This window comes from Acinetobacter sp. LUNF3, assembly GCF_022699605.1.
Classification (GTDB): Bacteria; Pseudomonadota; Gammaproteobacteria; order Pseudomonadales; family Moraxellaceae; genus Acinetobacter; species Acinetobacter johnsonii.
Map to the genome: position 1 here is coordinate 3,156,282 of NZ_CP093968.1, position 14,302 is coordinate 3,170,583.

A 14,302-nucleotide genomic window follows, 5' to 3' on the forward strand; every position below is an offset into this window, starting at 1 on the left:
CTACCTTTTCTTCATCACATGTAGTTAAACCACATAGACAAATACTACTTACGTTGTTGATTTTTCAAGTAATCTTGAATACTCATAGGTGTTGGACGTGCAGCACTCACTGTCGATGCAGAACTCGCTGCAGCAGCCACGTCTTGGTTCTGACGCTGGATTGCAGGCACATCATCATCTTCAACAACCGCTTGCGTTGCATGCCCATGTTGTGCTACCTGCACATGTGCATTTGGACGCTTCACTGGCTCAGCAGAATCTGCTGAATTTCGAGTCAAACCTGTTGCAATGACAGTGACACTGATTTCATCGCGCGCATCTGGATCAAATACGGTGCCATAGAAGACTTGGCCTTCATCTAGATCGACAATTTGGTTCACAACGTCGGTAATTTCTTCGATTTCGCCAAACGTAACGTCATCACCACCCGTCACATTAATCAGAATCCCTTTGGCATTCATAATGGTGACATTATCTAGCAATGGACTACGGATCGCTTGTTCAGCTGCTTGGCGTGCACGGTTTTCACCACGACCTAAACCCGCACCCATCATGGCATAACCACGTGTGCTCATCGCAGTTTTTAAGTCAGCAAAGTCAAGGTTAATATGACCTGGGCGTACCACCAAATCAAAAATACTACGCACCGCATTTAACAAGACATCATCTGCTTTTTTGTAGGCATCTTTCATTGAGATGTCACGGAAAACTTTTAACAAGCGTTGGTTTGGAATGATGATTAACGAATCAACATGCGCTTCTAATGCTTCAATGCCCTGCTCCGCAGACTGAAGACGACGTTTACCTTCAAAATTAAACGGTGTCGTTACCACGCCTACAGTTAAAATGCCCATTTCTTTAGCAATTTCAGCAACTACCGGCGCAGCACCTGTACCTGTACCACCACCCATACCGGCAGTGACAAACACCATGTCAGTGCCTTCAAGGTGTTGACGAATCAAGTCACGACTTTCTTCAGCCGCTGCTTGACCGACATTTGGATTGGCACCTGCACCCAAGCCACGGGTACTTTGCTCACCCAACTGGATTTTGAATTGTGCATTCATACGGTCTAGCGCTTGCTTGTCCGTATTGGCACATACAAATTTTACACCTTGAATATCTGACTCAAGCATGTGTTGTACGGCGTTACCACCTGCACCACCAACACCAAACACAGTAAAACGGGCTTGACCGTTGCTATCGGTTTGATCATCTTCTAAAAATTCAAATGAGGCCATGACCTATAGATTTCCTAATTCGTTATTGGCAGTCACTTAAGCCCGTATACTGCCTTGATCTTAATAAACAAAATTGCTTTTAAGCATGCTGTGCAAGCCATAGCTTGTCAAGTTTAAGCGATGCGTTGTACAACTTCTTAACAATATTCCAAAAAAATTCAACTTAAAAAACAGATTTCAGCTTTTCATTGAGTCCAGACCAAGCACGTCCAACGCGTTTAATCAGAGACAGTTTTTCTGTATCTTCTGGTTCCACTATGGTGTCTTGTGTTTCGCTCTGACTAAACATCAACAAACCTGCGGCAGTGGCATACTGAGAGCGACGCAGTGCGGCAATATTCTGCTCATCTGCTGTCACTTGCACAGGTGGATTACCCAAATGCGCAGACACACCCAACATACGACGGGTCAACGTCACCATACCTTCGATTTGACTGGCATCACCAGTTAACACCACACCATGATACAAACCATGAATCGCACCATTACGCTCTAGCTCTTGGCGAACTTGGCCTAAGATTTCTTCATAACGCGCAATCACGATTTCAGTCAGCTCAATACGACTAATCGTTTGCGGACCATCAATCCCTTGGATCTGAATCATATGGTCCGGTTTAACCGACTTAATGTCGACACACCCATAGAGTAATTTAATTCGCTCTGCTTCTTCAGTGGTGGTTTGTAACACAGCAGCAATATCACGGGTGACATGTTCGCCACCACGCTGCAAAGTATGTGTCAACGCCAAACGACCATCCAAATACACCGCAATGTTGGTGGTACCTGCACCAATATCGACTAAACAAACGCCATACTCTTTTTCATCTTTGAGTAGGCTCGCTTCTGCCGTTGCCAGACAAGACACCACCAGTTTCTCCACCCCGATGTTCGCACCTTTTAAGGCCCGATCAAGGTTTTGCATGGTGCTAATCGGTAACATCATCAACTGATAATGACCAATCATGCTGTGGGCAGACATTCGTATTGGGTTTTGTACCCACTCAGTGGAGTCATCCAGCTCAAAGCCCAGTGGAACAGCACTAACCAAATAATGATCCGAGGTCATGTGGCTGGCTTTGGCCAACTCTAATGCACGAACCACTTCACTTGTTGTAATTGTATGGTCAGTATTTTCAACTGGCGTTCGTCCTGATGCATAAAAGCTTTTTAACTCGGCACTTGGGATTGAGACCCACGCGGAATGGACACGGCATTCAGCCATATCTTCTGCTTCTTGCACGGCATTTTTTATCGCTGTAATGACTTTATCAAGACTTACAATTTTTCCTTTATTCATGCCTCGGTTACGAGCAGTTGCCATTCCTATCACTTGGATATTATCTGGCGCATGTACCTTACCAATCAAAACTGAAACTTTGTGCGTCCCAATGTCAATCGCAACAACTGAGGGAACCGCTTCATTCATTATTTACTACTACCATCACATGTTTGTTTAATTTATGGCTTTATGCCTCTGTTTTAAAGCCAAGTATTATGGCTTTGCTGCTGCTCCACCTGCAATGCTTGTGTCATCAATCGTTACAACAAAATGACCATTTGCTATCTTTGGTGCGGCAGCATTCTTCCATTGGATGGCCAAGCCATTCCGATAACGCAAATCAATGGCAGATACTTTGGCCCAAACTGGCTTCAAATCACTTTGAGCCAAATAACTCAAACGTTGCAGCTTACTCATGGTTTGATCCTGATCTACGATAACACGTAAACCCGAATCGAACTGCATAAACCAAGTCATACGCTCTGTTAAATATAATTCTTTTAAACGGAGATTGACTGGCTGGAATAATTGATTAATTTCATTATAACGGCGCATCATCATTTTAGATTGACTGATTGGGCCATGTAATAAAGGCAAATTCTGATTATTTTTCGGTGTCACTTCGCTAAATACGTCACCACTGTCACTTAAGAGACGCCCTGTCCCCCAACGTGCGATTGCATGCCGAGGCATGACGCGAACGCGAATCGCATTCGGCCATGCGCGCGAAACCACCACACGATCGACCCAAGCCAGCTCTAAAGTGCGATCACGAATTTCTTCTAAATCTGAGGTGAAATAATTATGAGTAATGGCTGGTGAAACATGTCCCATCACCTGATTTTTTTCTGCCTCAGAACGTACGCCTACCACATCAAGTTCGGCCACACGTGCATCTGTCATGACTTGATATAAGCCATAAATACCAACCAACAGCACCGCCACGGCAACGACCAACATCACCCAACCACCGAAGTTGGCAAGCTTTTCCTTACGCGTCGGTGGTTTATCATGTATCGAAGTAATCGCTGCGCGTTTACGGCGCATAGAAGCGGGTAATTGCGCCATTTAGTGAGCCGCACCTGTCAGTGTTTGCTCTAAAATTTGGACACAAAGCGCATCAAAGCTATAACCCACTGCATTTGCTGCTTTTGGTACCAAAGAGTGACTGGTCATCCCAGGTACGGTGTTCACCTCTAGCAACCAGAAATTGCCTTGCTCATCTTGCATCGCATCTATACGGCCCCAACCACTTGCACCCACCGCTTGGAATGCACGGAGGCAAAGCGCTTGCAACTTTTGCTCTTCTTCAGTACTTAAGCCACACGGAATTCCGTATTCCACATCATTACGTTGATATTTCGCTTCATAATCATAAAAAGCCACATCTGCAGGCGGTTGTAGGCGAATCACAGGTAGCGGTTCACCATTTAAAAATGAAATCGTGAATTCACGTCCCGTAATCCATTTTTCAGCCATCACCACAGCATCGTGTTGGGTCGCTTTGGCAATTGCCGCTGCCAAATCTTCTGCTTTTTCGACTTTACTCATGCCGACACTTGAACCTTCGTGTACTGGCTTGATAATCAGTGGAAGACCCAAATTCGCTACCACTTCAGCCAAATCTGACTCTTGGCCAATGATACGATAGGGTGCTGTTGGTAAGCCTGAACCCTGCCAAATTTGCTTGGTTTTAACTTTATCCATACCAATGGCAGAACCCTGTACGCCTGTTCCGGTATACGGGATGTTGAGCCACTCCAAGACCCCTTGGATTTGACCGTCTTCTCCACCACGACCATGCAACACAATAAACGCACGGTCATAACCGACCAATTCGGTCACACTACGCTCTTTCGGGTCAAAAGCTTCTGCATTTACACCAGAACGAACCAATGCTTCAAGTACAGCTGCACCACTATCTAGAGAAACCTCACGCTCAGCAGACTTACCACCAAGCAACACCGCTACTTTGCCGAATTTTGAAGCATTTGACACGTTGATATCCTTAAACTTTATGACTGTTTTATTCATTGAGTAATCACAAAACGTGATTATTTTAAATATAAATGATTGCTTGCAAGCTCAACCGAGATAGCCCCCACATTACCTGCGCCTTGCGTCAATAACAAGTCATCCGCTTGTAACACTTTTTTCAACGCATGCTGCAAATTACCTTCGACTGGATCGATCAAAATCGGCTCTACATCGCCACGTAAACGAATACTACGTGCCAATGAACGACTGTCTGCCCCCACAATCGGCTTTTCGCCCGCAGGATAGACTTCGAGCAGCAACAACTGATCGACATGTGACAATACATCCACAAAGTCATCGAAACAGTCACGGGTACGGCTAAAACGGTGCGGCTGGAACATCATCACTAAACGACGGTCTGGATGGCTTGCTCGTGCAGCTTTAATGGTCGCTTCAACTTCTTTTGGATGGTGACCATAGTCATCCACCAATTTCACATTACCACCTTCGATGTCAAATTCGCCCTGTACTTGGAAACGACGACCTACACCGCTGAAACTTTCTAACGCACGAGCAATCGCAGCATCAGATACCCCTTCATCGGTTGCAATACCAATCGCCGCAAGTGCATTTAAAATATTATGTAAACCTGGCAAATTGATGGTTAAACGCAAAGGCTCACTATCTTTACGCAATACGGTAAAGTGCGACTGCATACCTTCTTGTTCAATATCCACTGCACGAATGTCATTGTCTTCGTTAAAACCATACGTGATCAATGGACGACCAATGCGCGGCATGATTTCACGAATGTTAGCATCATCTCCACATACCACAGCCAAGCCGTAAAACGGTAGTTTTTGTAAGAACTGCACAAAGGTATCTTTTAAGACATCGAAACTACCACCATAGGTGTCCATGTGGTCTGCATCAATATTGGTCACGATGGTAGCCATCGGTTGCAAATGCAGGAATGATGCATCTGACTCATCTGCCTCTGCCACGATAAAACGACTCGCACCCAGCGCAGCATTCACACCGGTACGGTTCAGCAACCCACCAATCACATAAGTTGGATCGAGATTTTCTTCTGCCAACATGCACGTGACTAGACTTGTGGTCGTGGTTTTACCATGTGTTCCCGCAACTGCAATCCCATGACGGTAGCGCATCAGCTCACCCAGCATTTCTGCACGGCGCACCACAGGTGTACGCGTTTCAATAGCCGCTTTAATTTCTGGGTTTTCTGCATCAATTGCAGTCGACACCACAATCACGTTTGCCCCTTGAATATTTTCAGCCGTATGCCCGATATAGACTTTGATGCCGTTTTCTTCAAGCTGAGCCGTAGTTTTTGATGCCTTGATATCTGAACCTGAGACTTTATAACCTTGGTTCTTGAGCACTTCAGCAATACCACACATACCTGCACCACCAATCCCAATAAAATGGATGTGCTTAATACGGCGCATTTCTGGCACTTTAATTAACTTTTTTGCTTGATCAGCAGGCGTAGATGGCGACATAAAATACTCGGTTTACAATGCTTGAATTAAACGAACCACATGTTGGGTTGCATCGGGTTGTGCTTGCTGACGTGCTTTCACTGCCATTTCAGACAATAACTGACGGTTCATCAAGGGTAATAATAATGCTTTTAAACTCTCGGGCGTCATGCTTGCTTGCGGGCAAATTTTGGCTGCACCGATATTGGCTAAAAACTTTGCATTGGCCGTTTGGTGATCATCCACTGCACTTGGCAGCGGAACAAAAACCGCAGCCACACCAGCAGTCGCAATCTCGGTCACGGTTAACGCCCCAGCACGGCAAATAATTAAATCGGCATCGCTATAAGCTTGGGCCATATCTTCAATAAAAGGGTGAACTTCAACCTGAAGCTGTTCAGGGGCATCGGCATAACGCGCTTGGGTCGCATCTGCATGGTTTTGACCACACTGATGGTAAACGCTTAACGGCACATTCAATTGCTTCAATGCTTCAGGAACACGCTCATTTAACGCTTGTGCACCCAACGAGCCACCCACAATTAAAACTCGAAGCGTAGCTCCAGCTTTTTCACGTTCTTGATAACGCCAAGACGGATTTAAAATTTCCGTAATCTCTTTGCGGACGGGATTACCAGTGGTCACAATTTTATCTTGTGTCGCAAAGGTGTTTGGAAAAGCCTGACACACTGTTTTGGCAATACGTGATAACTGCGTATTGGTAAAACCCGCAATCGCATTCTGCTCATGAATAATCACAGGAATACCCAGTGCGCGCGCAGCCAATCCACCAGGCCCAGCGACATACCCCCCAAAGCCCGCGACGGCATCGACTTTGAGCTGCTTCATGTAACGCATTGCACTTAAAGTGGCTTTTAAAATTTTAAAGGGTGCCAATACTTTGCGGACTAAGCCATTGCCGCGCACACCTTGAATATCAATTTGATAAATTGGGATATCATGATTTTTAAGCAGGCGATTTTCCATACCTGTAGGCGTAGCAAGCCACGAGACTTGGCAGCCTTGTTGCTGTAATTCCTTAGCCACAGCAAGTGCTGGAAAAACATGCCCGCCCGTTCCGGCAGCCATCATCATTACATGTTTCGGCTTTGTTTGTGTTGCTTCGGTCACAGTCTAATTCTTCAATTCTAAAAATATGGAAACAAAATTCAATTTTAAGCGATCAATTGTAATCACAAACGCATAGTCGCGAAAGATTATTTACTTTTTTTCAACAGGCATTTGATTGTTTTTTTCTACTGATTTTCAAGTTTAAACTAGATTTGTTATCAGATGTGCATTTTTACTCAAACTACAGCACACAATCAGGCTCGACAGCGCAATTGGTTAGATTTAAAAATAAAACATTGAAGATGATTTTAATCAATTATTTAATATAACTCTAAAAGAATGGGAACCTCATTTTTAGCAAATAGAAATACCCTCTGAGCTGAAACATTTGAACAGAATGAAAATTTGTAATGCCATGTAGCACTGTGTGATTTATCTTCAACCCAATTGATACACTTTGCGGTAAGCCATGTCCTTATTTCAAAACTTCCCTATTCATTGAAATAAAAAAGGAACCTTTTCAGGTTCCTCTTTCTGTCGATTTAGCTGGCTTTACCTGCTTCCAAGACATCAAATAAAGTATCGGCAATCGAAGTACCAAATTGTGCATCAATCTCACGAATACAGGTTGGACTAGTGACATTAATCTCGGTCACATAATTGCCAATCACATCAAGTCCGACAAAAACCAAACCTTTTTCACGTAAGAAGGGTCCCACTTTTGCAGCAATGGCCTTGTCGTTTTCAGTCAACGGACGTGCTTGACCCAAACCACCTGCGGCCAAATTCCCACGCACTTCACCGTTTTGTGGAATACGCGCCAAGCAGTACGGAATCGGTTCGCCATTGACCAGCAAAATACGTTTATCCCCTTCCACAATTTCAGGAATATAACGCTGCGCCATAATCGGACGTGTGCCCATTTCCGTCAACATTTCCAAAGTTGAGCCAATGTTTACACCATCTTGATATAAACGGAAAATTCCCATGCCACCCATCCCATCGAGAGGCTTCACAATCACATCACCATGTTCTTTGATAAATTCACGGATCAGGCTTTGTTGTGAAGTCACCAATGTAGGGACTTGGAGTTCTGGGAACTGCGTGGCAAACAGTTTTTCATTACAGTCACGTAAGGACTGTGGTTTATTGATAATCCACGCGCCTTCACGTTCCGCTTGTTCCAAGATATAGGTGGTGTAGACAAAGTTCATGTCGAACGGTGGATCTTTACGCATCAAGATCACATCGTAATCGGCCAAGGACTCTTTTTGCTGTTCACCCAACTCAAAATAATGATCGTAGTCTTCAAACACTTTTAAGGGAGAAATCAGACCAAAGGCTTTGCCTTGATCGATATATAAATCGTGTTGTAATGCATAACCCAGCTCATGTCCGCGACGGTTTGCTGCCCATAACATGGCCATGGTGGAATCTTTTTTCAGATTCACCGTTTCAATCGGGTCCATCACTACCAGTACACGCATAATTCTCACGCTCATATTTTTTAAACTTGGCGAAAAGTATAGCGAAGTTTTCAGGTTTGGGTGCAACAAGTTGTGTAATAATTAAAGATTAAAAAATCTATTTTATTCAAATAACTACAACATATTTCAGCAACCACTTAGTTGCTAACTGCGCGATGCAACAAAGGAAAGTATGCATCTATTACCAAGCGACAGCTCCTTTCCACACCTTCTCTATTAAGCCAAAAGACGTTGAATATCCTTGGCAATTTTTTCAGGTTTAACAATTGGCGCATAGCGTTTCACCACCTGCCCTTTTTGGTTAATGAGAAACTTAGTGAAATTCCATTTGATGCTTTGGCTACCTAAAATGCCTTTAGCTTCAGTGGTTAAATACTGATACAGCGGATGCGCTGTAGGCCCATTCACGTCAACTTTGGCAAACATTGGGAAAGAGACTCCATAGTTACGCTGACAAAAGCTGCCGATCTCTTCATTACTCGCAGGGTCTTGCTGCGCAAATTGGTTGCAGGGAAAGCCTAAAACCAACAGACCTTGCTGTTGATAGTCCTGATATAACTTTTCCAAGCCTTCAAATTGCGGGGTTAAACCACATTGGCTGGCGGTATTCACCACCAATAAAACCTTGCCCTGATAATCGGCCAGATTTTTTTGCTCGCCTTCTAACAGTTCAGCCTGAAAATCATAAATTGTGTTCATTACATCTCTTCCATTTATCAAAATGTCATTAATTAAAGTCGCTTCAAGCACTGAACCGACTTCATCCGCAAAATAATATCGCACACAATTAACTTGCGCACAATATTATTATGCGCAATATACTTTCATCCCTATTTCATTTATACTGCTTTACAGACATTAACACCCAAGGACATGCAATATGGCGGACACCCCACTTTTAGAAAACCGCGTGTGTTTTGCCATGTATTCCGCAACCAATGCCATGGTTCGTCAATACCGTCCACGCTTACAGGTTTACGATCTGACCTATCCGCAATTTATTGTTTTGTTGGCTTTATACGAGCAGGACAATGTGACGCTGACCGAGATTGGACAAAAAACTTTTTTTGACTCAGGCACCTTAACCCCGATTATTAAAAAACTAGAAGAAAAACAGTTTTTAAAGCGTGTTGCTGTCAAAGAAGATGAACGTATGAAAAAAGTCGTTCTGCTGGAAAAAGCACTCTTAGCCAAAGATAAAATTATGGCCATTCCATTTGAGCTGGCGTGTTCTTTAGGTCTAGATCCCGATGATTTGGTAGCCATCCATCAACTGTGTCAGCGTTTTTTAAACGGCTTAGAACAGCCTCAACACGTCAGTCGAGATACTTAAGTGCAACAAGCGATTGTCGGTTTTCATCTCGATGCTGAACAGCATTGGGTGGCTGAGCTTGCTTGTGGCCACACACAGCATGTCCGCCATACGCCACCATGGCAAAACCGTCCTTGGGTACAAACTGAGCAAGGACGCCAAGAAAAAATAGGCGTTCTTTTAAACTGTAAAAAATGCGTGGAAAATGCACAAAAATAATTCTTTTGCATTTTTTTCAAAATTTTAATTATTATTTATCAACTTCTTATAAAGATTAAAAAGCCTGTGCAGCTGTACTTTTCAACCAAGTAAAAGTATGTAGAAAAAATGAATATTACCGTAAGTCTTGTTCATTTTTAGTAAATGATTATACTTCTCATTTTTATTAGTAATTCAGTCTCTCCGAGCCTTAAATCATGATGAAATTTTCACCACAGCCGCTTTGTGGTTCTAACCTATTCAAATATAGCCTTCTCAGCTTTATGATTTTAAATGCGCATGCAGCCTATGCGGATGAAGCGACACTACAAAATAATGAGAACCCCTCCTCTCAAGCGACGACAAACAAATCGAACACAACAGCAGTTCTGCCTACCTTGAAAATTGAGGCAATGAGTGAACTTGATCCAATCAAAAGCTATGTCGATTATGATCAGGCCAATGTCACACGAAATGGGTTAAAGAAAAAAGATATTCCTCAAACCATCGATACCATCGATGTACAGAAATATAAAATCTATGGCTCTAACGACCTCAGTGTGATGCTACAAGGCACACCGGGAGTATCCACCAGCTACGATACGCGTGGTGATGGCATCACCCTCCGTGGTTTCTCTGCCGACTCGGGTGATATTTACCGTGATGGTATTCGTGAAAGTGGCCAAGTACGTCGCAGCACATCCAACATTGAACGGATCGAAATTTTAAAAGGCCCTGCCTCGGTACTTTACGGTCGTAGTGCTGGCGGTGGTGTGATCAATATGGTGAGTAAATACGCCAACTTTGACTCGAAAAGTTCCGTCAGTACTTACGTAGGCTCATATGATAACTACGGTGCAACAGCAGATATTAACCAAGTGTTGAATGACAATTGGGCTGTCCGTTTAACAGGTGAATACGGTGAAGCGGATAGTTTCCGTTCAGGCATTGATAGTAAAATTGAAATGATCTCGCCAAGTTTCACTTATAAAAATGATGATGAAACCCTCACGTGGACCACACAATATACTTATGACAAATTAAATCGAACCCCTGACCGCGGGCCTTCTTATAGTAACTTACCCGCGGGTGTTTCAATCAAGACTGGCTTTGCTCAAGAAGGCGATTTTATTGAAGATGAATTACAAGTTATTCGTACTGATGTGAAATATCAATATGCGCCAAATTGGAATTTCCACTGGGCGCTCAGTTATCGCCAAGCTTATCAGAACTTTGACAACTTCTTTGGTGGTACCTATTGCAACAATAATCTCACTTTAGAAACAACGCCGAAAGCATGTACTTGGAATGGTTACGTACGTCAAAGCTATGCATGGCAAGAAACCATGAATAAGACCATTACCAATACTTTTGATATTTCTGGCTCATTCAAAACTGGAGCTATAGAACATCAGCTCCTCGTCGGTGCAGATGTCAGCCGTGAAGACCGTTCACCAAAACTAGGAAATTACTCAAGTGGTAAAGGTGTTCCTCGCTACTATGGTTTTATTAACCCTTACAATCCAGCAGACCAATATAATACGTTACCAAGCTCAGAACGTCTCCCTGTAACCTCTGATAATCATCACGTAGGTGAGTCAATGGGGTTCTTTGCTCAAGATTTAATTAGCCTGACACCTAAACTTAAAATGATGTTAGGTATGCGCTATGATCAGTACAATTTCAAATCGACCAATCATATCCAGAACCTTTCAAAACAATATGATGATACGACCTTCAGCCCTAATATTGGCTTTGTATGGCAACCATCAGAACAACACAGTTTTTATACTTCATACAATAAAAGCTTCGCCCCTTATGGAGGTCGTGGCAATATTTCTGTTGATGTCAATACTGATCCAAGCCTGTATGATGCTGAACCGCAATACAATGAACAATATGAAATTGGAGTTAAGAGTGATTGGTTAGACCAACGCCTAAATACTCAACTTTCAGTATATGACATTCGTAAAAAGAATATTCGTTATCAACCTGATGCCAAAGAGCAGCCCTTCCTTTGGTCTGTAGGTGGTGAGCATCAAGCCAAAGGTTTAGAGTTTAGTTTTATCGGTCGTGTACTGGACAACGTATTTGTCCGTGGTGGTTATGGTTATACCGATACTGAAGTGAAAAAGGATAAGGAAAAACCAGAGAATGTAGGGAATGCATTAGCAAATGCCTCTAAAAATACAGGCAACCTGTTTGTGCGCTACTTACCTACAGAAAAACTCTATGGTGAAGTTGGCGTGACTTATGTCGGCTCTTACTATCCAAACATCAATAACTTGACCAAAATGGATGGTTTCAATCGTGTCGATGCTGCCATTGGTTATAGTGCTGATCCATGGAACGTGACTTTAGCTGTCAGTAACTTGACCAATAAAGAATACTGGCGTTCAGACTCTATGCCAGGTACACCACGTAGCTTCCTCATGCGTTTGAACTACCAGTTCTAAACCCTTTCAGTTAAAACGCCATCTCCAGCGGAACAGGTCACTGTTCCGCTTTTTTATGCTTAGCAATGGATGACTAAGCCAATCAATAAACGCTTCGAACCTTTTGTTATAAAGCGCAAGAAACGGATTTTCAGGCCTCGCTGGATTTGTTAGTGTTTTCTTAAGTTAAATGATTTCCGCGAGTAATCATGACAGAACATAGCAATTACGCACGTGTGGCAAAGGCAATTGAATACATTGAACAAAACTTCAAACAGCAACCCAGTTTGGCTGAGATTGCAGAACACGTTCATTTAAGTCCTACACATTTTCAGCGTATCTTTAGCGAATGGGCAGGCATTAGCCCGAAGAAATTTCTACAATATATTAGTGTGGAATATGCAAAGTCGGTTTTGAAAAATCACACAGAAAATAATATTTTTGCAGCAACTTTTGACACTGGCCTTTCCAGTACCAGCCGATTGCATGATTTATTTGTCCAAATCGAAGGTATGACGCCCGCAGAATATAAACAGGGCGGTGAAGCACTCCACATTCACTATAGTTTTGCCGAAACCATTTTTGGCTCCGTCATTATTGCCTCGACCCCTAAAGGGATTTGTCATATGGCCTTTACCGAAGTAGATCGGGATGCATTGGTCTATCTGAAAAAACAGTTCCCACGTGCGACATTTATTGAAGATCAGGATGAATTACAACGCAAAGCACTCGCGATTTTTCAGCAAGATCAAAACAGCTTATCAGAGATTAAACTGCATCTGAAAGGCACCGACTTTCAGCTCAAGGTCTGGCAAAGTCTGCTCAAAATTCCCATGGGACAGCTCAGCAGTTATGCACATATTGCTCAAGAGATTGGGCAAAAGCGTGCCTCACGAGCGGTCGGAACAGCAATTGGCAGCAATCCCGTTGCCTTTTTAATTCCCTGCCATCGGGTCATTCAGTCTTCAGGGCAACGTGGCGGCTATATGTGGGGGCCGACACGTAAAACTGCGATGATTGGCTGGGAAGGGGCGCATAGCCAAACGCCAACCGAGTGAGAGAGCGAATAAAAAAGGAAGCCAAAGCTTCCTTTTTTTGTTTCAATGTTTAGACGCCATATTTCACGCGATAGGCTTCCATTTTTGCTAAAGCTTCTGTTTCACCTTTAGCCTCTAAATAATTCATCAAATCTTTCATGGTCACCAGTGCATGCACAGGAATTTCCAATTCTTTTTGGACTTCTTGAATCGCAGACAGTTCACCTTGACCTTTTTCTTGACGGTCTAATGCAACCAACACACCTGCAATCTGCGCACCTGCATTTTTCAAAATGGTGACCACTTCACGGATCGCTGTACCCGCAGTAATCACGTCATCAATAATCCAGACTTTTTTGCCTGCAACGGACGCACCAACCAAGACCCCGCCTTCACCATGATCTTTGGCTTCTTTACGGTTGAAACCCCAAGGCACACTCACCCCATGATTTTGTGACAAGGCCACCGCTGTTGCAGCAACAAAAGGAATCCCTTTGTACGCAGGACCAAAGACCACCTCAACATTGTTGCATTCTGTCAGTTTGGCTGCATAGCCAGATGCCAGTAATGACAAGGCTTCACCGTCATTGAGTAGACCTGCATTAAAAAAATAAGGACTCACACGACCCGATTTTAAAGTAAACTCACCAAATTTAAGCACGCCACGTGATAATGCGAGTTCGATAAAAGCTTGAGGGTTAAATGTCGCTTGCGTTGTCATGCGGTGCTCCGTATTTTCAAATTGAGGTAAGACTTGCGC

At 43.4% G+C, this 14,302-nt stretch carries 13 protein-coding genes; 4 read left to right on the forward strand and 9 right to left on the reverse strand.

All coding sequences use genetic code 11. The features are described 5' to 3' along the window. Positions 1-44: 44 nt before the first annotated feature. The 8 genes from ftsZ to MN200_RS15460 all read right to left on the reverse strand — a co-directional run bounded on the left by ftsZ (position 45) and on the right by MN200_RS15460 (position 9,259). The gene (gene ftsZ / locus MN200_RS15425) at positions 45-1,241 is read right to left on the reverse strand and encodes a cell division protein FtsZ (RefSeq protein ID WP_004691726.1); all 1,197 of its coding nucleotides are present in this window, start codon (positions 1,239-1,241) and stop codon (positions 45-47) included. A 163-nt stretch (positions 1,242-1,404) separates the two neighbouring features. After that, positions 1,405-2,667 carry a cell division protein FtsA gene (gene ftsA / locus MN200_RS15430; protein ID WP_058870507.1) on the reverse strand — a complete coding sequence of 421 codons (1,263 nt, stop codon included), beginning with the start codon at positions 2,665-2,667 and terminating at the stop codon, positions 1,405-1,407. Between the two features lie 66 nt (positions 2,668-2,733). Continuing rightward, entirely contained in the window at positions 2,734-3,588 is an 855-nt protein-coding gene (locus MN200_RS15435; RefSeq protein WP_058870508.1) for a cell division protein FtsQ/DivIB, read from the reverse strand. After that, entirely contained in the window at positions 3,589-4,518 is a 930-nt protein-coding gene (locus MN200_RS15440; protein ID WP_242759814.1) for a D-alanine--D-alanine ligase, read from the reverse strand. Between the two features lie 56 nt (positions 4,519-4,574). Then, on the reverse strand, positions 4,575-6,023 hold the full coding sequence (gene murC / locus MN200_RS15445) for a UDP-N-acetylmuramate--L-alanine ligase (protein ID WP_242759815.1): 1,449 nt from the start codon (positions 6,021-6,023) through the stop codon (positions 4,575-4,577). A 12-nt stretch (positions 6,024-6,035) separates the two neighbouring features. Beyond that, on the reverse strand, positions 6,036-7,133 hold the full coding sequence (gene murG / locus MN200_RS15450) for an undecaprenyldiphospho-muramoylpentapeptide beta-N-acetylglucosaminyltransferase (protein ID WP_242759817.1): 1,098 nt from the start codon (positions 7,131-7,133) through the stop codon (positions 6,036-6,038). 482 nt (positions 7,134-7,615) lie between these two features. Beyond that, a complete protein-coding gene (gene gshB, locus MN200_RS15455) occupies positions 7,616-8,560 on the reverse strand; it encodes a glutathione synthase (protein WP_183173468.1) in 945 nt (314 codons plus the stop codon). A 216-nt stretch (positions 8,561-8,776) separates the two neighbouring features. Beyond that, a complete protein-coding gene (locus tag MN200_RS15460; protein WP_114392646.1) occupies positions 8,777-9,259 on the reverse strand; it encodes a glutathione peroxidase in 483 nt (160 codons plus the stop codon). A gap of 181 nt (positions 9,260-9,440) precedes the next feature. Here MN200_RS15460 and MN200_RS15465 point away from each other — a divergent pair, with 181 nt between their 5' ends. The 4 genes from MN200_RS15465 (at position 9,441) to MN200_RS15480 (ending at position 13,563) form a co-directional block, all read left to right on the forward strand. Beyond that, positions 9,441-9,893 carry a MarR family transcriptional regulator gene (locus MN200_RS15465; protein WP_062031940.1) on the forward strand — a complete coding sequence of 151 codons (453 nt, stop codon included), beginning with the start codon at positions 9,441-9,443 and terminating at the stop codon, positions 9,891-9,893. Beyond that, on the forward strand, positions 9,894-10,091 hold the full coding sequence (locus MN200_RS15470) for a DUF3565 domain-containing protein (protein WP_087526674.1): 198 nt from the start codon (positions 9,894-9,896) through the stop codon (positions 10,089-10,091). 197 nt (positions 10,092-10,288) lie between these two features. Further along, positions 10,289-12,526 (forward strand): TonB-dependent siderophore receptor, encoded by a 2,238-nt coding sequence (locus MN200_RS15475; RefSeq protein ID WP_242759819.1) that lies wholly within the window; start codon positions 10,289-10,291, stop codon positions 12,524-12,526. A 188-nt stretch (positions 12,527-12,714) separates the two neighbouring features. Then, on the forward strand, positions 12,715-13,563 hold the full coding sequence (locus MN200_RS15480) for a methylated-DNA--[protein]-cysteine S-methyltransferase (protein WP_159152745.1): 849 nt from the start codon (positions 12,715-12,717) through the stop codon (positions 13,561-13,563). A 49-nt stretch (positions 13,564-13,612) separates the two neighbouring features. Here the strand turns inward: MN200_RS15480 and pyrE are convergent, their stop codons facing one another. After that, a complete protein-coding gene (gene pyrE, locus MN200_RS15485) occupies positions 13,613-14,263 on the reverse strand; it encodes an orotate phosphoribosyltransferase (RefSeq protein WP_004691742.1) in 651 nt (216 codons plus the stop codon). Between the last annotated feature and the right edge of the window lie 39 nt (positions 14,264-14,302).